This is a genomic window from Clostridium lamae, from assembly GCF_033043255.1.
In the GTDB taxonomy this organism is placed as follows: Bacteria; Bacillota; Clostridia; order Clostridiales; family Clostridiaceae; genus Clostridium; species Clostridium lamae.
In genome coordinates, this window is record NZ_JASCQJ010000021.1 from 1 (window position 1) to 23,433 (window position 23,433).

The window sequence follows — 23,433 nt, forward strand, 5'->3', positions numbered from 1 at the left end:
TTATAGCTTATCTTTTCTATATATATTTTTTTATTTTTAATATAATTTTTTTCATAATCTAATTTTAACTTGAATAATTCATTTACTGTATATTCAATATCAATTATTTTAAATGTAACTTTTTCTCCTTGAAAAGTACCATTTAAAATATAGTTAGCTAAATCTTCATTACTTTTAATATTGTCTAATAAAGATTTTCCTCCAACTATTTCAATGGCTTTTCTTAACTGCTTAATTTTTTCTTCAATTGTTTTATTGTCTATAGTTAGCATGATTTTCTCCTTAAAATATATAAATTATAATATTTCTTTAATATTATATATCCTAAGGAGTATATTGTCTATTTTTATAAAAGATTAATACAGTTTATATCTAAACCATAAGTTACATCTTTACGCTCTACTATAACTTTGATTTTATTCCTTATTTCCTCGTCTTTCATAACCTTATCTAAAAGTTCTCTGGTTGGATTTATGGCATAAGGTATTCCTACAGATTTAAACATAGTTATATCTCCTGATGTGTCTCCATAAGCATAACTTTTATCTAAATCAATATTATATTTCTTTTGAAATTCATTTATTGCCGATAACTTACTTTCATGATCCCACATTGGAACTACTTCACCACTATATTTATTATATGCATCTAATTTATATATAGTTCCTTTAAAATCATCCATATTATATTTTTTAGACATTTCTCTAACTAATTCACTAGGCGAACCTGAAATTGCAATTACTATATGACCTTGTTCTTTATGCCACTTAATTCTTTCTCTGCTGAAAGTATAAACCCTATCTCCTTTTTGCTCTATTACTTTGTTAGCTATGTAATCTATATGATATTCATTAATTCCTTTTATGGCTTCTGTGTATATATCCACCATCTTAAGTAAATACGTATCATAATCTCCTTGCCTTTTATCCCATTTTAAATATGCAGGCCTTACATCTTTATACCATTTGTTTTCATTTACTAATTCATATTTTATTATCTTTTTAAAAACTTCGGTAATTAATCCTTCTCTATATATTGTTCCATCAATATCAAAAAATGCTGCAATATTTTTCATAAAATCCCCTCCATCTTCTATTTTTATTATCTATTATATAACATTTTAATTAAATTTCCATAATAATTGGTATAATTGTCGGTCTTCTTTTGGTTTTATCATAAATAAATCTTTCAATAGCCTTTTTTATATTAGTTTTAATTATATACCATTCGAGTATTTTTTCATCTAAACAATTTTGTAACTCTTCTGTTGCAATATCCCTAAGTTCATTTATCAATTCTTCCGATTCTTTTACATAAACAAAACCTCTAGTAATTATATCTGGACCTGCTATTATGGCATAACTTTCTTTCTCAATTGTAACTACAATATTAACTAATCCATCCTGAGCTAAATGCTTTCTATCCCTCAATACTAAGGTACCTACATCTCCAACTCCTAATCCATCAACTAGTATAGTACCTGAGTGAACCTTCCCAGAAATCCTAGCCTCATCATTATTAATTTCTAATACTTCTCCTCTTTCTAGTATAAATATATCCTTATTATTCATTCCTAGTTCTACAGCTAAATCCTTATGATGTTTTAAATGTCTATATTCTCCGTGTACAGGCATAAAGTATTTTGGTTTTATTAGTCTATGCATTAATTTAAGTTCTTCTCTATATGCATGCCCAGAGACATGAACTTCTTCTAGATCTTCGTAAATTACTTCTGCACCTTTTTTAAATAATTCATTAATCACTTTTGAAATAAGTTTATCATTACCAGGAATAGGAGAAGCTGATATTACATATAGATCATCATTTTTTATTTTTATTTTCTTATGATTGCCATAAGCTATTCTTGCTAAAGCTGCCATTGGTTCTCCTTGGCTTCCTGTTGTTATAATTGTAATATTTTCATTATTATAATTATTTATTTCATCAATCTCTATAATCATATCATCAGGTATATGTAAATACCCTAATTCTAAAGCAAGTTTTGATATGCTCTCCATACTTCTACCTGAAAACGCTATCCTTCTATTATTTTCTAATGAAGAATTCACTATTTGCTGCATTCTATGAATATTTGAAGCAAAGGTCGCTACTATTACTCTCCCCTTAGCACTTCTAAAAATTCTATGAAATGTATTACCTATAGATTTTTCTGACATTGTATATCCACTTCTTTCTACATTAGTGCTGTCAGCCATAAGTAATAATACTCCCTCTTTGCCTATAGTAGATATTCTATCTAAGTCAATCACTTTATTATCAATTGGTGTTAAATCTATTTTAAAATCTCCAGTATGGAATATAACCCCTATTTCTGTTTTTATTGATAAACAGCATGATTCAGCAATACTATGCGTACTTTGAATAAATTCAACACTTAAAGATTCAAACTCTACTCTTGAGCCAGGATCAACACTAATAAGCTTAGTAGTTCCAATTAAATTATGCTCTTTGAGCTTTGTTTCAATTATTGCTAAAGCTAACTTAGTTCCGTAAATAGGAATATTTATTTGTTTTAAAACATATGGTATTGCTCCAATATGATCTTCATGAGCATGAGTTATAAAAAAACCTTTAACCTTATCTTTATTTTCTATTAAATAAGATATATCAGGTATTATCAAATCTACTCCGTACATTTCCTCATCTGGAAATGCAATTCCACAATCTATTACAATTATTTCTTCTTTCACTTTAATAGCAGTTATATTTTTACCGATTTCTCCAACTCCACCTAATGGTATTATTTTTATAAAACTGTCTTTTTCCATAATGAAACCTCCTCTTCTCTTTAGAATAGTATTTCCAAAAAAGCAGTTTTAAATAAAATTTAATAAAATTTAATCCCTTAGATATGCTCTAAGGGATATAGATTAATTATTATAATATAAGTTCTGACTTTGATATTCTGGATCACATGTAATATCAATTTCTAATCTTCTAAATGTTTGATCATCGCTATTAGATATTATTGTAGTAGAATGTGCTTGACAACCTTTTAAACATGATAGTTTAGTTAAAGCAACCTGTGCTGTTGGATTAGTTGCGGCACATATACTTAAGGCTATTAATATCTCTTCACAATTTAATATAGTATTTTTTATTCCTAATGTATTAATTTTTAAATTTTGTATTGGCTCTAAAATCACAGGTGATATTAAATGAATATCATCTGAAATATTAGCAAGATGTTTTATAGAATTAAGTATTACAGCAGCTGGAGCATCCATAACTTCTGATTCTTTACCAGTAACTATAGTACCATCTTCAAGTTGTAAAGCCACTACTGAATATGCATCATTTTTCTTTAATTCAAGTTTTTTCTTTAATGAATATTCTCTTGCACTTGTTACAACCATTCTATCACTTTCTTTAAGATTCAACTCTTCCATTATCAATTTTGCTCTATTGGCAGTGTCTTTATCTATGTATCCTTTTTTATATTCACAACTTGTTTTAAAATATCTTCTGATAATTTCTTGTTTAGAAGCTTCTCTAACTATGTCATCATTTATGATTCCAAAACCTACTCTGTTTACTCCCATATCTGTTGGGGACTTATAAATTGATTCTTTTCCAGTAATTTTTTCTATTATTCTTTTTAATACAGGAAAACTCTCTATATCTCTATTATAATTTACAGCAACTTCATTATATGCATCGAAATGAAATGAATCTATCATATTAACATCTTTTAAATCCACAGTAGCTGCTTCATATGCAATATTTAGTGGATGTTTTAATGGAACATTCCATACAGGAAAAGTTTCAAATTTTGAATATCCAGCAACATTACCTCTTTTATTTTCATGATATAACTGACTTAAGCAAGTTGCTAATTTTCCACTACCAGGACCTGGCGCCGTAACTACAACTATTGGCTTAGAAGTCTCAATATATGGGTTTTGACCATACCCCTTCTCACTAACAATTGTATCTACATCTGTTGGATAACCAGCTGTAGCTTTATGTTTATAAACTTTTATTCCTCTTCTTTCAAGCTTGTTTATAAAAACTGTAGTAGCTGGTTGTCCATCGTATCTAGTAATTACAACACTATTTACATCTAATTCATAAGATCTAAAATCATCAATTAATCGTAAAACTTCTAAGTCATATGTAATACCAAAATCACCTCTAATTTTATTTCTTTCAATATCACCTGCATAAACACAGATAACAACTTCTACTTTTTCCTTTAATTTCTGAAGCAATTTTATTTTAGCGTTTTCATCAAAGCCTGGTAAAACTCTCTTTGCATGTAAATCAAACATCAATTTACCACCAAATTCTAAGTACAACTTATCATAGTTATTAACTCTCTCTAAAATATATTTAGATTGCTCTTCTAAGTATTTTTTATGATCAAATCCAACTTCCATATTTCAGCCTCTTTTCTTTATACTTTAAGTAAACTATTAAAAAATAATTATACAATAAAATGCTAATACTTTCTATAATAAAATAAAAGCATATGTATACTATTATATACATATGCTTATTGGCAAAATCATTATCATTTTACCGATTATATTACATATAGGTTTTTTAGGTAAAATTATATCATTAGATCTTAGTATATCTAAATATGGATCTATAGATTCTAATACTTTTTCATAATATTCCTCTTGTGATGACTTTCTAAGTAAACTAATACACCTTTCATTATCTTCTTTAATCATCATTACTTTTCCGAATATTTTACATGAACATTGAACAAAGTCAAATGTATTATAGCCATTATTAATAAAATTATTTTCATTTATTGCAAGGACCATAGATGTATCGCCATTTTTTATAACTAAATCAGATGTTCCATTTTTAGTAATTTTATTCCTTAGTCCCTCTAGAAGTCGTGTTATTATACCAAAATCTAATTTTTTAATTTTTTCTTTATCCAAAAAAGTATTTAAAAAATCAATACCGTAGCAATTTATGCTTTCTATTAAGGTCTCTATATATAGAGGAATAGAAATTTCTTGAACACATCCACTTATTTCAATATAATCTCCGACTTTAATATTATGATCTTCTATAGATTTAAAGTCTATAGCATTTATCACACTCTTATTTGAATACATATTTGTTAATAAATCATTATGAAGAGTAAAAACTGTAGTTATTTTCTTTATTTCTTGTTCATTTCTATCAAATTCTCTTCCTTCTAAGCCTAAACTTCTTTCAGAACCATCTTGATAATGTTCCTCACAAGTATTATGTTTACTTTTATAGCCAGAAATTTTATCTTTTTGATTTTTATAATCTAGCCCATTTGAACTTCTATCACTTATTCTAGCATTTCCTCCTACTGTTCTATCTCTAATTCTTCTAAATGTTCTTATATCAATATACCCATTTAAAGCTAATGAGTTTAAATTTTTAATTAATAACTCATCTAAATAAACAAGTAAATCCAACATCATTTTCCTCCTAGGAATACATGCTTTACAAATATTATATTAATATTTCAATATTTTAATAACCAATTATTTATCTTTATTTTTTTTTAAAATATTTTCAAGTTCTTTTAGAAACTCTCTATCACTATCTTGAATTGCTAAAACTCCAGAATTACTTTCCTCTATAATTTTTAGTATTGTTACTTCATCTTCTAATTCCTTTATTTTTTTTCCCATCTCTATTTTATTAATTTTTGATAACTCTATTGAATATACTTCATTTTCACATATTGCACAAGTTCCATATAATTTATTATACGTTATTCTTCCAATGTTTAATTCTTTAATATCTTTTTTTCTTCTTACTATTATTGGTTGAATCTTATTACATCTCTCACAAAAGCATCTATTTTCAAGCATATTTTCACCTCTACCTTATCATAACCTATAGTCTTTTATTTTTCCTTATTTTTATTATACTAATAAAACAAAAGGATGCAAATTAATGCATCCTTTTATTACATTACTACCAACATCCACCTAGTAACAATAACCATAATAATGGAAATCCACAGCCTCCGCCGAATCCACAACCACCAAATCCTCCGCCAAATCCACAACCTCCACAGTTGTTGAATCCACAGCCTCCGCAGTTGTTAAATCCACAGCCTCTGCAGCCACAGTTATTCCTACAGCAGCATCTGTTTCTTTTTGACATGTTAATCAGCTCCTATTCTTTTGTTTAATATATATTATTCTTTATTGTTTCTTTTGGTTCTGTTTATATTTTTATATTTATTGAATACTTATTTACGAGTATATTATTTTAGAATATTTTATTTAATTGTATATATAAAACATTTATGATAAAATATATTATATAAGGAGGTATTTAAATGGATAAAAGAAATAGATTAGTTGCCCCTAGAAACGTTGTTAACACTAAAATGCTTTATAGTTTTTACATACTTAAAGAATTATCTAAAGGTAATACTATATTTGGTAATAAAGTTCTTGAAGAGTTTAAAAATAAATTTTCTTCTACTGCTTTACCTTTTCCTGTTTCCTCAAGTACAATATATGAAACTCTTTATGATCTAGAAGTAAAAGGATATGTTACAAGTAGTTGGACAGGAGATGAATTTTTAAATAAGAGAAGTAAAAAAATCTACTCAATTACTGATAGTGGCATTGAATATTATAAAAATCATATTGCTGATTATATAAATAACTTAAATAAAACTAAAGCTACTTTGGATACTATGATTAATATGTTGAAAAAGTAATTAATTATTAAAATTTAATCATCTTTTCATAGCAACTTAAATATTATATTTTATATATGATTTTCTAAGGAGGAGCTATGGAAAAACAAATTAAAAATGAAAATTCTAAACAAAGCCATTCTTACTTAAACGCTATAGAGAAAAATTTAACTTCTTACTTATTAATAAATCATTGCTTGACTCTTTGTTTTAATGATATTAATTTTAATAATTATACTAAAGTATCGGTTTTTTTAAAAAATATAAAGACTAGAGAAACTCTGAAATGTATTTCTAAAATAGAAAATAATAAATTAATAATAGATTTAAGTTCTTTGAAGCTTTTATGTACAAACTATGAATTTAGTATAATAGCTATTTTAGAAGATAATCACTCTTCTATTGCAATTTACCCCAAATTAAAATCTAAAAATTCAACAGGAAAATTAACCTTAACATCAGATAATTCTAATATTCAATGGTATTTAAGATTTTTAGAAAATGGTAAGTTAAGATTATCTGCTATATATTTATTTTCAAAACTAGATAATAGCACTATTAAAAAAGTTTTAATATAAAAAGGGTACATCATAGATTGTACCCTTTTTAATAATATTTTGAATTTAATTGTTGTAAATAACATTTTTTAGAACAATACACATTCAATTCCTCATCTCTGATATATGAATGCATATCATTTTTTGCTATTGCACTTCCACAAATAATACATTTTAATTCCTGCATTTTATCTATTTTTTCATCTGAATCTTCTTTATTTAGTTTATAAAAAACACTTTTTATACTATACATAAATCTACTTATCATAAATCCACCTATCATAAATAATATTTATATTTATGATATAGTATTTAAATTTATGTTAGTAGCTAGTATAATTTATTAATTTTAGAGATACTAATATAATCGATTATATTGGTACTGTCATCATAAAATAAAGGGAACTTAAGGTTATAATTTCCCCATAAGGTAACTGGATTCTTATAAAAATAAAATGTAATAAAGAATAATTCTCTAGTACATAGTTTTGTCAATAATCTTAAATACTTTTTATTTTTTACCTTATAAAAATAATCATTCTCATTTGTAAAATCTAAAATTTCATCTAGACATACATTATCTTCTAAATCTAAATTACTTTTAATATATTTTATACTTTCGTAATTCAATTTTTCTTTATAAAAATCTACAATTAAATTACCTTCATTAATTTCATAAAACCTTTCAATTGTTCTTATAAATTTATTTTCATCTTCTTCGTCCTCTTCATTAATAGGTGATAATTCAATGTGACTATACTTTTTAAATCCATCTAAGATATTATTAAATTTAATATTAATAATTTTATCAAAGTCAATCTTAGAAATAACTTCTAAATTCATTTTAAATCTCCTTAATAAAAACCATTCCATTTGTTAATTTGAACTCTAACTTCTTTAACAAGATCATTTAAACTTTCAGTTTCAATTTCTTTTAATTCATTCAATGTATTATTTTTAATGATTTGCCTATATTTAACCACTTTACTATGATCAACATTCCAAAGTTCATAAATCCTACCTTTTTCAATATCCATTTTCTCACCTACATGCCTAAATTTAAAAAATAGCTTTCAACTTTCCATCATCATCACTTGATGAAATTCCTACTTTATTTTTAATGATGTCACTATTTTTAAATAAATATGCATTAAAGTAAAAAATATTTTTTATTACATCTCTAGTTATATATATTATCAATATCTCATCTGTTATAATATCTAATGAACTCTTCACTATTTTGTTCAAAAAATCAATCCTATTATAAGAAGAAACTTCTAATATTAATACATATCCAATATGAGGATTTTTCTTTACTTTATGAGTTAAATCATAGATGACTGATAGATCTTTTGTTAAATCTATTTCTCTTACTATATTTATTTTAGTTAATGAAGTACTAACTGTATTAAATTCATACTCTTTCCAATCGATTTCAATACTACCATCATTATTTTTTTTACTTTTCACTAAAAAACCTAATAATTTGCCTATTGTTAGGAAATATTTATTTTCTTTATTTATTATATCTAAATTTTTATCTACGAAATTTAACCCTAAATTGGCATAGTTTCTTATAAATCCATTAAATAATATCATTAAATCTATTTCCATTATACACCCCCCTTTATTATTCTTTGTACTCTTATTCTAACATTAATATGATAATTTTACCACATTTTATATTTAATATTATACTTATTTAAGAGTATAATATTTAAGCGTATTATTGTAAAAATAAAAAGCACCTAGTGTATACTAGATGCTTAATTTTCAATTTCTTATCTTTAATAATTGTTATACTAGTTTACTTGCTGCTTCATAATCTAGGAAGATTTGTGATCCTACGATAGCTCTAATTAATGAAGAAGGAACTTCCACTGATTTCTCACCTCTTATTGTTCTATAAACTATATCAGCTTTTTTTATAGAATTAGCCATCAATACAACTTTTTTCGCCTCTAAAATATGTTTCATACCTAAAGACATTCCAGCTTCAGGTATAATACTCTCTTCGAAATACTTAACACAAACATTCTTAGTAACATCATCTAGCTTAAATATTTGTGAGTATTTATTTATATTAACATTAGGTTCATTAAACCCAATATGTCCATTCATTCCAATACCTAGCAAAATTAGGTCTATCCCTCCATTAATAAATATAAAGTTATCTATTCTTTTGCATTCATTATTTAAATCTCTAGCTTTTCCATCAAAGAAGCATATTTGTTCCGAATTCAAATTAAGTTTGTAATATAAATTGTTATATAATGTTTCTATACAGCTACCTTTGACATTAATATCAAGCCCTACCCATTCATCTAATGAAACAAATCTACATTTACTAAAATCTACTTTTCCATTAGTATAAGCTTGAGCAAGATAATTATATGTTAATAATGGTGTATCACCTCCCGCTAAGCACAATAAACTTTCTGGTTTTTCTTTAACTTGATCTATAATATAATCTGCTACAGCCATAGATAATTTTTTATAATCTTCTAATATATTAACTTTCATAATTTCCTCCCCTCTAAGATAACTATTTACTTTAAATTTATAACCATATAAATAATCTTATTCGCTTTTAACTAGAATTGTTTACTTTTAATAAAAACTATCGAATATCCAAAGTATATTCGATAGTTTTTATTTTGATATTACCTATTTTGATATTACCTATTTTGTAAAACTAGAAGTCTAATCCTAATGAATCGTAAGCACTGTTCTTATCTTTTTCAAGTTTTTCCTTTTCAAATACGCTCTTTTCATACATTTTAAAGAATGGATAATACATTCCAATAGCTACAATTATGATTACTATTGCAAATATTGGTGCTTTCCAATCTAATGTAATTAAGTATTGTGCAATTGGTGTTGGCATACCTCCAACATTAACAACTGGATTTCTTATTATCCCTGCTCTGAATACTCCATAGATAAGACAACTTAATACCGGTGTCCCTAAAACGAATGGAATGAATAAATATGGATTGTATGCAACTGGAAGTCCATAAACTACAGGCTCTGAAATATTAAATACAGCTGGTATAATCCCAGCCTTTCCAGCTGCTCTTAATTGACTTGACTTACTCCTCAATGCCAATATTGCAAGTGCACCTGTTAATCCTGAACCTGTACAAGCCATAAAATATCCCCAGAAATTTTCGGTGAAAACATGTGGTGGAATCATTCCAGCTTGAAAAGCTTCTGCATTTACTCCAAGATAATGTGTCATAAATGGTAAAGTAAATCCTACTAAAATTGCATATCCATTTAGCCCAAAGAACCAGAACAACATTTCTAATAAACATACTAAAAATACACCCCCTACTGTATCTATACCTGATACTGCAGGTGCAAGCATAGTTGTAAAAACTTCAGGTATAATTTGTCCCCCTGATAATGAAATACATATTTGACTTAAAACCATACTTGAGATAATAATTATCAATAATGGTAATATTGCTTCAAAAGTCTTTCCTATCATATCAGGCAATCCTTGAATTCTTAAAGTAATCTTTTTATCTATTAAGAAATTCATTAACTCAACTGAGATGATAGATGCAAATATAGCGATAAATAAACCTCTTGAATCTAAGAATCCAATATCTAAACCATTTTCAGTAACTCTTGTGCAAAGAAGTACTGTAGACATTACACCTGCAACAATTGCGTGCATAGGTTGTAATTTTAATTGTCTAGAATGTGAATAAGAAATAGTTATTGCACAATAAATAGATAAAATACCAAAAGTAAATGTAAAAGGTATATTTAGCATTGGTCTAAAGTTATTGAATGCTTCTGCCACACCAGACCCCTCTGGTAAAAAGTTTCCAATACTACCTACAATCATGCTAATAGATCCTACCATTAATACTGCCATTAAACTAATCATTCCATTTTTAATCGTTGAAATATGTCTTTGTTTCTCAATTTTACTAGCTAAAGGTCCGACATACTTCTCTAGCCAAGCAACAAATTTACTCATAATTTCTCCCCCTTAAATATTTTTCATAAAAACTTAATCATTTATTTATAATAAAGATTTAATTATTACTAATTCTTAATAGTATTGCTGCCTTTAGTATATTTCCTCCATTAACTAAACCATAATCTTGTGAATTAATTATTTCTATTGGCTTTTTGTAAAAATCTGCAATCTCCTTTAGTTCCCTAAACTTATGTCTCATTTGTGGTCCTACTAATATTACGTCATACAAATTTATATATTCTTCTAATTCTCCTGCTGGTCTTGCATCTATCTTAATGTCCTTTCCTTCAAGAGATCTACTATTACTACATATCTCTCTCATCTTTGCAACCATTATTCCTGTCGATGCTCCTAAATTACATACTAATAAAATGTGTAATCTTTCAAAATCAATTGCCATATTAAAACCCCTTCATATTATAATCTTATCTATACATACAAATCATTTCAGTAATTAAAGTCTCTGCTAAAATTACATTCATTAAATGATCCTGAGCATGTATAAATAATAGAGATAATTCAATTTTTTTACCATTTGCTTCACTGGTTAAAAGTTCAGTTTGTACATTATGTGCAACTTTTAAAGCTTCTCTGGCTTCCTTAATACATCTATCTGTCTCTTTAAAATTATTTTCCTTTGCATAATTTAACCCTTCTATTAATAATCCAAAAGCATCTCCTGAACTTGATATAATTTGAAAAGCTACTTGTTCTGTGTTCATACTTCCACCCCTGTAAAATCATATTATAATTATATTTATTTAAATTTTTATTTCCATTCTCCTACATAGCAACTATATATATTTAGTAATTCATCTACAATTTTAGATGCGATATTATAACTATTTATTAAAGGGTGAATCATAAGTGCCTTTATCGCTTTACTTTTGTTCTTTTCTTTAATCGATTCTACTGTAAATCTTTCAAAATTCTTAATAGTGCTAATTAACTGCAACTGCACTTCTGGTATATCTTCTATTTTTCGTGGAACTATCTTTCCTTTTGTTATATCGCAAGTAATTTCAATAGTATCATCATTCTGTAGCTTACTAATAGCACCATTGTTTGGAAGTATAAGCGTCATTGAAACGTTTTCTTTGCCAGTGTAAGCTTTTATAAAATTAAGTGCAATTGAAGAATATCCACCATCATCTTCACTCTTTATGAATTCATCAAAACTAGGAACTACCAACTTTTCTGTTCTCACAGTTCCTGACTCTATTGAAAAGTAAGACATCTCCCTTTCTAATAAGTGAGTTGCATATATTCTAAACACTTCATTTATATTATCTGGATCAACCTTATTTATGTTTTCTGTCATTCTAATATTAATGTCTCTAATTAAATCACCTCTTGTTTTTCCCGTCTTAGCAATTGATCTAATAACCTTATCATTATAATAAAAGAAGTACAAATATTCATTTGGCATCTCGTAATCTAAAATATCTATTAAACTTTTATCAAATAATCTTAACTCAGTATCTGTATAAATTTTTTCATCATTAAACATTAAATCCTTTACAGAAACACCGTTGATTTTAGGATTTCTAAAATATGAAAGATGATTTAATCCATAACAAGTAATATCTAAATATTCACCTTTAGAAGTAAATAAATTTGATAATTGTCTAATAAATGCACTTGGTCCATCACAAATTCCATAAACATTATCGAATCCTTCATTACGAAGTGCTTGTGTAACTAAACCTGAAGGATTAGTAAAATTGAATATTATTGAATTTTCATTGCTATGAAGTTTTATTAAATTACAATACTCAATCAATACTGGTATTGATCTAAGAGCCATTGCGAATCCGCCTACTCCTGTTGTTTCTTGTCCTAAAACACCATATTTTTGAGCTAATTCTTCATCATAGCATCTTCCATCATCTTGTCCAACTCTTAATGTTGTTATTATATAATCAGCATTTTTCACAGCTTCTATAGGGTCTAATGTAATCTTAAAATCAATATCTTCATCTATAGCCTTTGAAATTTTCATAGCTAAGTTACCATACATGCTTAACTTCTTCTCATCGTTATCCATAAATACAATTTCAGTTATACCAAGTTCTTTTGCGCTTTTTGCTAGTGATTTACTTAGAAATGGAGCTCTTACTCCGCCTCCTCCTAACACTGTCAATTTCATAAATTTTCCTCCTTAAATAATCTTTTAATTATCTATGTCAATTTATCAGTTACCTGGAATCTATAAATTGATCTAAGTTTTTTTCAATAATTTTATATATATTTTCAACTTTATTAGATTTAATTAATTCTTCATTAATTTGCCTATTTTTACAAATTACCAATAAGATTTCAATAAATTTCGAAAAAGATTTATGTTCTTTAACTGCTAATGTTATTACTAATTTCACCTTAACATTAAATCTATCTTTAAAATCTACACCTTCTTTTAACGATACAATGCTTATACAATTTTCATTTACCCCATCATCTATACCAGCATGCAATAATATAACTCCTTCATCTATTACCATATAAGGTCCATATTCCTTAATATTGGCTATTATCTTATCTTGATAGCTTTGATTAATATATCCCTTATCTAACAGTAGACTAGTCCCCAATTTTATAGCCTCTTCCCATTTATACATATTATTATCAATTCTTATAAGTTCTTTAGAAAATTTAATTGTTTTACTATTACTAAAATAACTCTGTTCTTTATTCTTAGTATCATTTACAAAAAAATTTAACAAATCATACTGTAATTTATATAGATCAGTTATACTACAATTTTCTTTAATAATATTAATTATCTTATTAATCTTAATTAAATTGCTTTTATTTCTTTGAATTGGAGTTAAATTGAACTTCTCTCTTAGCTGATTAATATCCTCTTCCTCTAAACTAGCATTTATCTTTAAAAACTTTTTAGTATCCACTAAATCAATATCAATAGTACTGACAATAATATCAAATTCCTTTTCTATTTGATAATTAAATTCTCTAAGACTGATAAAATCTACAACTTCAACGTGGAATAGTTTTTTTATGTTAGCTGCTATTAATTTTGATGTTGCTATTCCCTCAACACATATTACTAAAATACTTATACCTAAATCTTTACTTTTAGTAACATTTTCAATTGCTGCAGCAAAATGCATAGATAAATATGAAATCTCATGCTTATTTATTTTTATTAGAAACTCTCTTTCTATAAGCTCACAACTTGCTTTAACATAATTAAATAAATCAGGATAACTCATAACGACATCATTGTATAATGGATTACTTAATATAATATTTTGTTGCATTCTATGTATCATAGGCGATATATGATTATATAGAAATTTTACTAGGTTTATTTTTTCTTCACCAAAGGAGATGCCGATTCCATTTTCTACTTTGCTAATAATTTCATCTATTATATTTCTAATTCTTTCTTTTTCATCTCTATCAACTATTGATTTTAAAGTTAATAAAAATGAACTTAATTTATCTAATTGATTTTTATCAAAATGAATTCCATATTCCTTTTCTATTGATTTTAAAATTTTACAACTGATATCCTTTTCACAAAAATTATCATCTATAGAACTATCATCTAATGAAAATTCTTCACTGTTTTTATCTTTATTTATTAACTTGTATAAGTAAACAGTTAACCTTAAATATGATAGATCATCAAAATCACAATACAAATTTTGTTCAATACTTCTTATTTTCTCTGCAATAAACTTTAGTTTCAATTTATCAAAAACGTTATTAAAATATAAGTGCCCTAATTTTACATCTGAATCACCATTTCTAATAAATTTATAAAACTCCAACAAATTTACAGATATTTGAAAAAGATGTGCAAAATCTAATGTTGTCTTACTTATGTCTTGCTTAATCCTTACACCTAATTTGTGTCTCTTTGAAATTTGATAATTTGAATTGTTCATTATCTCTTCAATAATATTTAAAATTGTTGTTTTAGATACATATAAGATATCTTCAAAGTAACTAATTGAGACATAGTCATTCTCTATAAGTAATTTTAATAGGATAAAATTTTTAATATCACTTTTGCTATAAACAAATTTAAATGGCGTTTCATTAGAAATATACCCTTCAATATACTTTATAGTTTTTTTATCATCAGGGAGCCTTACACCTAAATTATATTGTTTCTCCAAATACGCCAACTTATTTTCTTCTAAAAATTCATCAATTTTACTAAGGGAATATCTAACATTTCTTTCTGTTGTATTCTTCATTTCAGCTAATGTAGTAATTTTAATGTAATCATTATTTTTTATAAGCGTTTCTAGAATTGATAAGCATCTTTTATTTAATACCATTCAATTCACTCCTTTATCAAATTATATCAACATTTTTTGTAATTAAATTTTAGTTTTGTAATTATTTTGAAATTTTAAACGGTAATTTTTTTATTTTTATTTATTATTGTAAATACTTTTTCCTATTCTTAAATTAATACACCAGACCATATATTAAATGTATAGTTATATATCAAATAAATAAACCTCCTAAAATTTAAACGAAATTTCAAGAGGTTTGTTTCTATTGTCTTTTTTATATTTGATTTAGATAAAATGCATTTATTATTAAAACTGATACTAAAAACTTTACATAAAATCACTTTATAATCAAGAAATATACAAAGTAATTTAATTATATTCCTATAGTTGTTTAGATAGATTGGTTATATAATCTAAACTAATTTTAAAACTATTCAATATTCCTATTTGTGATCTATCTTGTTCAATACAATAATATTCAATTCCATTTTCATTTCCCCATCTTAAAATACTCAAAAAATCAATATCTCCATTTCCAATTTCTTTAAGATTATTATCCATATCATTAGGATTAAATCCATTCTTATAATCCTTCAAATGTATTATTGGCATTCTTCCTGAGTATTTTTTTATATATTCTACAGGATTATGGCCAGCAACTGAAAGCCAGTAGGTATCTGCTTCAGGATAAATGCTTATTCCATATTCAGGATCTGTTATATAGTCCATTACATATCGTCCGTCTATTGAATTATTAAAATCATATTCGGGATTGTGCAAGCCTATCCTAAATCCAAGACTACTAAGTTTTTTTGCTGCTTCTAATAATACGTTTTTTGTTAACTTATAACCATCTATATTTTGATATTCATCCTCAATATACTTGCAATAAATATCCTTACATCCGAATAAGTATGCCTCTTCTACTATTCCATCTAAATCATTTAAAAATCTATCATGTTTTATATGCATTCCTGCAACTTCCATTTTATATTTATTTAGGATTCTTTTAACTTCTAATGGTTCATTTCCTCTCATCCCATCTAATTGAACTGCATTAAAACCCATGATATTTAATTCTTTTATTGTCCCTTCACAATCTTTTGCAAATTCTTCTCTTACTGAATATAATTGAGCTGCGAACTTAAAATCCATCACTTCTCCCCCTAGATTACTATTTTATTAAATCTAACCATTCAATTGTATCTTCGTCTAATGATATACTCTCACCTCTATAAGATGATATTAATTCATTAATATTTTCACTTCCAATTACAGCTGCAGTATCAAATTTTTGATTTAATACATATGCTAGAGCTACCTGTATTGTGCCTACTCCAAGTTTTTTAGCTAACTGCTCTGCTCTAGAATATCTCTCCCAATTATCATCACAATAATATACAGCTACCATTTCTTCATTATCTGGGTTTTCTGGACTAAATCTTCCACTAAAAAATCCCCCTGCCTGTGAAGACCAAGATATTAATGGCATATTATTCTTTTTATGCCATTCAATAATTTTATTATCTGCTGATACACAATTTTCCCATCTAGGTATTTTACACTTAGCTAAACTTAAATTTGGACTAGTAAAGGTAAATTTAGTTAATCCGTTTTGTTCTGCATATAAATTAGCTTCTTCTATTCTATCTATTTCCCAATTAGATGCTCCTATAGCGTATATCTTGCCAGCCTTAATATGCTTATCCAATTCTTCCATAATTTTACCTACTGGAACTGTTCTATCATCTCTGTGCAAAGCAAACAAATCAATATAGTTGGTATTTAGCATTTCTAAGCTTTTATTTATATCCTCAGAAATACATTCCGGCTTTACTCTTGATATATTAGGAAATTCTCTAACAGGATGACCTCCTTTGGTAAATATAACTACCTTGTCCCTATTATTTTTTTCTTTAATCCATTTTCCTAAATCTTTTTCACTATCCCTATAATGTCTTGCTGTATCAAAGGTTGTACCTCCTAATTCAACAAATTTTTCTAAAATTTCTATTGAACTATTAGTATCGTGAATTTTAAACAAGCTTCCTAAGCCTAATATTAACCTAGACACTTGTATATCAATATCTACTCCATCCTTTTTCCCTTTAACCATTATGTTTTTCATAATTATTATCCTCCCAATTTCAAAGATACACTTTTTTATAATTCTAGATTTATAGTACTTTTTAATTAAAAAAATCTATTTATAGTGATCTTTTTTTATTATCCTTAACCCTAGATGAACTTATATAAATAAAATTATCAAGCTTTCTTAATAATGATAAAGTTATTACTACAATTATTGCTGCTGTGATTGCTAAACCATATAAACCTTGTCCTACAGCTAGTCCTAGACATGCTACTATCCATAATGATGCTGCTGTTGTTAACCCTTTTATTGAACCTTTTTCTCTTAAAATAGTACCAGCTCCTAAAAAACCAACTCCACTAATCACTTGAGCTCCTAATCTACTTGAGTCTACTGTAATAACATTTGCATAAATAGGGTTTTCTGCTAATAATAAATACTTATCTAAATTATATTCGCTTATTAAAGTTACTACTGCTGCTCCCAAACAGACCAGGATATGAGTCCTAAGTCCTGCGTGGCTATTTTTATATTCTCTTTCATATCCAACTAAGCCACCAACAAATGCAGCTATTAGTAATCTTTCTATAAAAATTATCTCCTCCAATTCTTTCCTCCAATTACTTGAAATTCAGTTTAAATCTACTTATAATATCCTCTTCATACCACATTTTAAAATTTGTTCCCCATAAATTATTATATAAATTTGTGTGAATTCCATTATTTATATTTGAAAAGTTTTGTTCAAAGCTATATAACCTCATCTCTCCGATGCTAGTTAATGGTGAGTCTAATGGAACAATCTCTATTGTATTATTATTATCTATTGTTATCACTTTATTTACACAATGGTAATTTCTATTTCCATATTTAACAACATCCTTAAAGTTAATATCTTCGTTCATCTTTCTTAGTATAATTTCACTTAAACTACTGTTTATATAATTAGAAACCCATAATCCCTCTGGAATTCTACTAGCATCCTTATTCTTAAAATAAGTTACTATTTCTATATCATTATCATTAAATTTATATTCTATAAAACATTCTCTTGGACATCCATATATATTACATTCTTCTTTATTAAATATCATATGAGTTAAAATGCTTGTCTTATATATATATATATTAGCTAACCTTGGATAAAAATATTGATTATCTTCTTTTATTTGACTTCTTTCTATCCCAACCTTAAAATTATCTGGCATTGCCCATAATTCATTTTTCTCCCAATTAACAAAGTACGTTCTTTTCCACTCATTTAAGTGCCTTAATCCGAAAACTTCATATGTTACCTTGCCTATTAACAAATCTAAAGAACCCTTATTGACATTAATAGATCCATTATCATTAACTTTAATATTGTAATCATTAATTCGGAAATACTTATTTAAAACTAAATTTTCTTCATTTAACAAATCAAATTTAAATGTCATTTTATTCAAAACTGCTAACGCTTCTGATTTTAGCTCTTTATTTAACAGCAGCATTGCTTTGTTTATATAATTCCTTTGCTCATTATGAGATTCATTGAAATATTCATAACTTCTTTCATTCCAAGGTAAACTATTTTTTTCTTTTAAATATCCTCTTTTAGCAAATTCTTCATACTTCTTATATTCCTTAGGTATATATTCCTCTTTCAATATATTTTCTTTTCGAGCTTTATTAAATGCTTCCTTATCCCAATTTATATAATCAGTTAAATATTTTTTTGCATCCAATCCCCAAGTATGCTCAGGTATCATTAATAATTCTTTTAATATAGAATCTTTTTCAATTTTTGATATTCTATTTTCTTTATCCCACTTATTTAATAATCTAAGCAATTCTAAAAATGTAGATACTTTTTTCGGATCTGATGCTACTCCATGTATCCATGTATCTCCTATTTCTTCGGTAATGACTGGTAATTTATCTTTTATCTCTAACAATTTTTGAGCAAAAATATCTAAAGTTGATGCCTGAATTTCTGCATTAGGATATTGTTCTCTTAAATTTTGAATATTCTCTAATACTGTATCTTTATCTGGTGGTCCTAAATTATCACTTGTGTGTGCAAGGACTAGCATTTCATCAAAATCTTCAATCACTTTGGAATTTCCATATCCTTGACAGTAATTAACTATTATTTCATTACCTTTGCTGTCTTTCCATATAAAAGTTTCTGGTACATCTGGCATATGAGCAACATCATTAACTCCAATATGCAAATACTTTATTCCATTTTTACATAAAGGTTCTATTATTCCTCTTGTATGCCCAGGCACATCTGTCATCTTTGCAGCTATAGTAACTTTCTTAAATTCTTCATCTAATTTTTTAGATATTTCAATTCCTCGTTGAAACAGATCATATGTCATTATTTCACTATGTGTAGTAAATGGTAGTCCATGCCAAGTAATATATCCATCTTCTATTGCTTTAACTAGCTTTTCTTTTTCTTCTCCTTTTTTTTCTAACAGATATCTATCAATTAACCATGATCCTACAGTCCAAATAAATAATTTTTTTTCTTTTGTGTTTATAGAGTTTGCTAGCTCAACTGCTTTAGGAATAAAGTCATTTAAATAATTTTCAACTATTTTATAACTCATATCTGTAAATCCAATATCTAAATGAGTTTTATATACTATGTGAATCTTTTTTATTTCTTTCAAATTATCACCTACTTATATATATTGGATTAGTTAGTGAGACTAGTATTAATTCATTACCTAATAATAATCTCCATATTTCAACTCTATAGAAATCAGATGCTTTATCATCAATCAAGATAACCTTTTTCTTTTCCTTGTTAATTTCTACAACTTTATATTCACCATCTTGATTTATTACTTTTATTACATCACCTTGTTTTAAATTCTCAACTTCTATTTTTATAGTATCAAACTCATTTTCACTAATAATATCCCCCATGATTTTATCTTTTGCCTTCATACTGATCATAGGCCCATTAACAGTATAAGTTATAAATGAATTTCCATTTTTAATTGCCTCAAGTATATCACTTATGCCTTTACTCTTAGGATATATACAGGTTGAAGGACTTCCTGTAAATCTAAACAATTCATTTTTATGGCTATCACTTCCTCCAACTATAGGAATTTTTTCACCTTTAACCAACATATTATGCCACCAAGTTATTGCTCTCATTTCTGACTCTTTCATAGGTCCATTCCATACTTCAATACCATCAAAAGGAACATCAAATCCCCATTCCCATGGACAATAATTACAGAAAGGATGATTTAAAAATATAATTGCTCCATTTTCTGATGCTTCTTCTAATACTTTAATAGTTCCATCAATATTATTTGTAACATAATTACTTATAGGTTCTTTTACACCTATGAAATTACAATGTCCTTTATAGTGAGTCCATTCCATACCTGGTATTGCAATAATTCCATATTTATTATTTAATTCATTATTTTGAGAAATAGTATTATGATCTGTTAAACAAATAAAATCTAATCCATTTAATTTTGCATTCATCAATACTTCATCAACAGTATATTTGCCATCTGAATTATTGGAATGATTGTGTAAATCACCTTTCATTAATACTCTTTCTTTAAATGTATAAATCACTTCAATATCAACTTTACACCCAGAATCCTCAACTTTATATGCTCCTAAAATGATATTCCAATTCCCTTGCATTATTTTACCTTTTAAATAACCAGGTGTAGCACTATTTTCGTTAATCTTAAATTCACTTCTTTCTGATCCAGAACTTCCTCTACATACATTAAGAGGATCTATTACAGATAAATCAATAATATTAATCTCCTCTTCAAAAAAGTTTCCGTTATCATCACTATATCTTTTCCATCTTTCATATTTGTATCTTACTTCTATTTCAAAAACATCTTTAGGTACATTAACTGGAATTGACAAGTATATCTTTTCCTCATCTTTAGTTATTAATCTTTGTAACTTTATAATTTCTTGTTTCATATCATCACCCTTTCGAAGCACCTAATGTCATACCTGAAACTAGGAATTTTTGCGCAAAAATATACATTACTATTAAAGGAACTACTGAAATCACAATTGCTGCCATTACAGCATTAGGCCCAATATATTCTGTTCCAGATTGTGATGCTGTATTAAATACCAATGATTTTAATACCATTGGCAAAGTATATTTCCCTTGATCAGTTATAATCGTTACAGGAATCATTAAACTATTCCATTTGTTTACGAATTCCATAAAAGTAATTGTTGCTAGACCTGGAATAGCCAACGGAATATAAATTTTTCTAAATATTTTGAATTCACTAGCGTTATCTAACCTTGCAGATTCTGCTAATGATGAAGGTACTGATAAAAAATAGTTTCTCATTAAAAGAATACTAAATCCAGATACTAATCCATTTATTATTAGACCTGAATATGTATTTAATAAACCTAGTTGTTTATTTAATGAATACACTGAAATAAGAGTTAAATCTCCTGGAATCATCATGGTAATCATAATGATAGATGTCATAATCTTTTTAAAAGGTAGATCTTTTTGAATTAAAACATATCCTGCCATCGATGATAATATTACTTGTATTGCAGTTCCAATTAAGGAAACAAATAATGAATTCAAGAAGGGTCTCCACAGATTAGCTCTTGACCATATATCAATAAAACCATCTATTGTAAATTTATCAGGCAATAATCTTATTCCTGGTTCCATAGATCCAAGCTTTGTAGAAAATGATACCGCCACTACATTTATCATTGGTAAAATCATAGTTATAAATAATACAAATAGCATCACATAATTTAAGCTTTTTTGAATGCCTGTTAATTCATTTCTATTTCTATTTTTTTTTCTTAATATCATTAACTTCCTCTCCTTTAGTAATTATCATCATATTTTATAACTTTTCTAACTATAGCAGTAATTATAAATGTAGAAATAAGCACTATAGTTGCAGCTGCTGTTGCTTTACCAACTTTGAATTGTAATATTCCTTCTTCGTAAATATATAATAGTAATGTCCTAACTTTGTCCATTATCGTTGGATTACCCATAACAAATATTTGGTCAAAGTTTCTTAATAGTCCCATTGTTCCTAAGACAATAATTACCTTCATTGTTGGAATTATTTGAGGAATTATAATACTTTTTATCTGTTTAAATCTAGTAGCTCCATCAATTTGTGCTGCTTCAAATATTGATGGGTTTATTGTAACTATACTAGCTAATAATAAGACTGCATAATATCCAATATTTTTCCAAACCGATGTAAGGATCATTATTGATTGTGAATTTTTAAGTTCAGATAAAAAATGAGTTGCTTCTATATTAAATATCGAAAGTATTCCATTTAGCATTCCATTATAAGAAAGGATAAATACCCATAATCCCCCAACTACTGTCCATGAGAATAAATAAGGCAAATATGTTACTGTTTGCATTGTTGTTTTAATTTTTTTGTTTCTAATTTCGTTTATACTTATTGATAATACTACTGCACAAACAAAAGTAGCTAATAAAGTACCTACTCCAATAATAATTGAATTATTAAATGCTTGACCAAACCTATAATCACTTAATACTTCTTTGTAATTTGATAACCCAGAAAATTCTGCTGTTCCTATTAACTTATTTTTCTGGAAGCTTTGTATTAATCCCAATATAAGAGGATAATAAGAAAAAACACTAAAATATAATATTATAGGGGCCATCATTATATATATTGCTTTATGTTTTTTTATTTGTTTCCATAGTGTTTTATTTTTATTTTTATTTTTTTTCAAATTAATCTCTAACACAAACTAACCTTCTCTCTATTTAATTAAAGAAGGCTAAAAGCCTTCTTTAATTA

At 26.6% G+C, this 23,433-nt stretch carries 26 protein-coding genes; 2 read left to right on the plus strand and 24 right to left on the minus strand.

What is annotated here, in order from left to right; genetic code table 11:
• The 7 genes from QK892_RS10955 to QK892_RS10985 form a co-directional block, all read right to left on the minus strand.
• Positions 1-272, minus strand: a 272-nt coding sequence (locus QK892_RS10955; protein ID WP_317273588.1) for a hypothetical protein, incomplete at its 3' end; no start/stop codon positions are given.
• A 74-nt stretch (positions 273-346) separates the two neighbouring features.
• On the minus strand, positions 347-1,075 hold the full coding sequence (locus QK892_RS10960; protein ID WP_317273589.1) for an HAD-IB family hydrolase: 729 nt from the start codon (positions 1,073-1,075) through the stop codon (positions 347-349).
• Positions 1,076-1,124: 49 nt separating this feature from the next.
• Complete coding sequence (locus tag QK892_RS10965) at positions 1,125-2,789, minus strand: ribonuclease J (protein WP_394855025.1); 1,665 nt, start codon at positions 2,787-2,789, stop codon at positions 1,125-1,127.
• A 102-nt stretch (positions 2,790-2,891) separates the two neighbouring features.
• Complete coding sequence (locus QK892_RS10970; protein WP_317273590.1) at positions 2,892-4,400, minus strand: DUF1846 domain-containing protein; 1,509 nt, start codon at positions 4,398-4,400, stop codon at positions 2,892-2,894.
• A 102-nt stretch (positions 4,401-4,502) separates the two neighbouring features.
• The gene (locus tag QK892_RS10975; RefSeq protein ID WP_317273591.1) at positions 4,503-5,438 is read right to left on the minus strand and encodes a hypothetical protein; all 936 of its coding nucleotides are present in this window, start codon (positions 5,436-5,438) and stop codon (positions 4,503-4,505) included.
• 66 nt (positions 5,439-5,504) lie between these two features.
• Positions 5,505-5,837 carry a hypothetical protein gene (locus QK892_RS10980; protein WP_317273592.1) on the minus strand — a complete coding sequence of 111 codons (333 nt, stop codon included), beginning with the start codon at positions 5,835-5,837 and terminating at the stop codon, positions 5,505-5,507.
• 106 nt (positions 5,838-5,943) lie between these two features.
• Positions 5,944-6,135 (minus strand): hypothetical protein, encoded by a 192-nt coding sequence (locus QK892_RS10985; RefSeq protein ID WP_317273593.1) that lies wholly within the window; start codon positions 6,133-6,135, stop codon positions 5,944-5,946.
• Positions 6,136-6,313: 178 nt separating this feature from the next.
• Here QK892_RS10985 and QK892_RS10990 point away from each other — a divergent pair, with 178 nt between their 5' ends.
• Together QK892_RS10990 and QK892_RS10995 are read left to right on the plus strand one after the other, a co-directional pair.
• On the plus strand, positions 6,314-6,703 hold the full coding sequence (locus QK892_RS10990; protein WP_317273594.1) for a PadR family transcriptional regulator: 390 nt from the start codon (positions 6,314-6,316) through the stop codon (positions 6,701-6,703).
• 77 nt (positions 6,704-6,780) lie between these two features.
• Entirely contained in the window at positions 6,781-7,260 is a 480-nt protein-coding gene (locus tag QK892_RS10995) for a hypothetical protein (protein ID WP_317273595.1), read from the plus strand.
• A gap of 28 nt (positions 7,261-7,288) precedes the next feature.
• Here the strand turns inward: QK892_RS10995 and QK892_RS11000 are convergent, their stop codons facing one another.
• From QK892_RS11000 to QK892_RS11080, 17 genes are all read right to left on the minus strand, one after another.
• Positions 7,289-7,507: a hypothetical protein gene (locus QK892_RS11000; RefSeq protein ID WP_317273596.1), complete on the minus strand. Its 219-nt coding sequence runs from the start codon at positions 7,505-7,507 to the stop codon at positions 7,289-7,291.
• 62 nt (positions 7,508-7,569) lie between these two features.
• On the minus strand, positions 7,570-8,082 hold the full coding sequence (locus QK892_RS11005; protein WP_317273597.1) for a hypothetical protein: 513 nt from the start codon (positions 8,080-8,082) through the stop codon (positions 7,570-7,572).
• Between the two features lie 11 nt (positions 8,083-8,093).
• Positions 8,094-8,276, minus strand: a complete 183-nt coding sequence (locus QK892_RS11010) for a hypothetical protein (RefSeq protein WP_317273598.1) — start codon at positions 8,274-8,276, stop codon at positions 8,094-8,096.
• Positions 8,277-8,298: 22 nt separating this feature from the next.
• Positions 8,299-8,853: a hypothetical protein gene (locus QK892_RS11015; protein ID WP_317273599.1), complete on the minus strand. Its 555-nt coding sequence runs from the start codon at positions 8,851-8,853 to the stop codon at positions 8,299-8,301.
• Between the two features lie 183 nt (positions 8,854-9,036).
• Positions 9,037-9,762: a glucosamine-6-phosphate deaminase gene (locus QK892_RS11020; protein WP_317273600.1), complete on the minus strand. Its 726-nt coding sequence runs from the start codon at positions 9,760-9,762 to the stop codon at positions 9,037-9,039.
• Between the two features lie 172 nt (positions 9,763-9,934).
• Positions 9,935-11,233 carry a PTS sugar transporter subunit IIC gene (locus QK892_RS11025; protein WP_317273601.1) on the minus strand — a complete coding sequence of 433 codons (1,299 nt, stop codon included), beginning with the start codon at positions 11,231-11,233 and terminating at the stop codon, positions 9,935-9,937.
• 58 nt (positions 11,234-11,291) lie between these two features.
• Positions 11,292-11,636 carry a PTS sugar transporter subunit IIB gene (locus QK892_RS11030; protein WP_317273602.1) on the minus strand — a complete coding sequence of 115 codons (345 nt, stop codon included), beginning with the start codon at positions 11,634-11,636 and terminating at the stop codon, positions 11,292-11,294.
• Between the two features lie 25 nt (positions 11,637-11,661).
• Positions 11,662-11,958 (minus strand): PTS lactose/cellobiose transporter subunit IIA, encoded by a 297-nt coding sequence (locus QK892_RS11035; protein ID WP_317273603.1) that lies wholly within the window; start codon positions 11,956-11,958, stop codon positions 11,662-11,664.
• A gap of 47 nt (positions 11,959-12,005) precedes the next feature.
• Positions 12,006-13,385, minus strand: coding sequence for a family 4 glycosyl hydrolase (locus QK892_RS11040; protein WP_317273604.1), 1,380 nt, complete (start codon positions 13,383-13,385; stop codon positions 12,006-12,008).
• Positions 13,386-13,434: 49 nt separating this feature from the next.
• A complete protein-coding gene (locus QK892_RS11045; RefSeq protein ID WP_317273605.1) occupies positions 13,435-15,549 on the minus strand; it encodes a BglG family transcription antiterminator in 2,115 nt (704 codons plus the stop codon).
• Positions 15,550-15,891: 342 nt separating this feature from the next.
• Positions 15,892-16,665 (minus strand): sugar phosphate isomerase/epimerase family protein, encoded by a 774-nt coding sequence (locus QK892_RS11050; RefSeq protein WP_317273606.1) that lies wholly within the window; start codon positions 16,663-16,665, stop codon positions 15,892-15,894.
• 19 nt (positions 16,666-16,684) lie between these two features.
• Complete coding sequence (locus QK892_RS11055) at positions 16,685-17,638, minus strand: aldo/keto reductase (RefSeq protein WP_317273607.1); 954 nt, start codon at positions 17,636-17,638, stop codon at positions 16,685-16,687.
• A 79-nt stretch (positions 17,639-17,717) separates the two neighbouring features.
• A complete protein-coding gene (locus QK892_RS11060) occupies positions 17,718-18,209 on the minus strand; it encodes an MgtC/SapB family protein (RefSeq protein WP_317273608.1) in 492 nt (163 codons plus the stop codon).
• Positions 18,210-18,222: 13 nt separating this feature from the next.
• On the minus strand, positions 18,223-20,262 hold the full coding sequence (locus tag QK892_RS11065) for a DUF5054 domain-containing protein (protein ID WP_317273609.1): 2,040 nt from the start codon (positions 20,260-20,262) through the stop codon (positions 18,223-18,225).
• Between the two features lie 4 nt (positions 20,263-20,266).
• Positions 20,267-21,565 (minus strand): CehA/McbA family metallohydrolase, encoded by a 1,299-nt coding sequence (locus QK892_RS11070; RefSeq protein WP_317273610.1) that lies wholly within the window; start codon positions 21,563-21,565, stop codon positions 20,267-20,269.
• A gap of 4 nt (positions 21,566-21,569) precedes the next feature.
• A complete protein-coding gene (locus QK892_RS11075) occupies positions 21,570-22,445 on the minus strand; it encodes a carbohydrate ABC transporter permease (protein WP_317273611.1) in 876 nt (291 codons plus the stop codon).
• A 14-nt stretch (positions 22,446-22,459) separates the two neighbouring features.
• Complete coding sequence (locus QK892_RS11080; protein ID WP_317273612.1) at positions 22,460-23,380, minus strand: sugar ABC transporter permease; 921 nt, start codon at positions 23,378-23,380, stop codon at positions 22,460-22,462.
• Positions 23,381-23,433 lie beyond the last annotated feature (53 nt).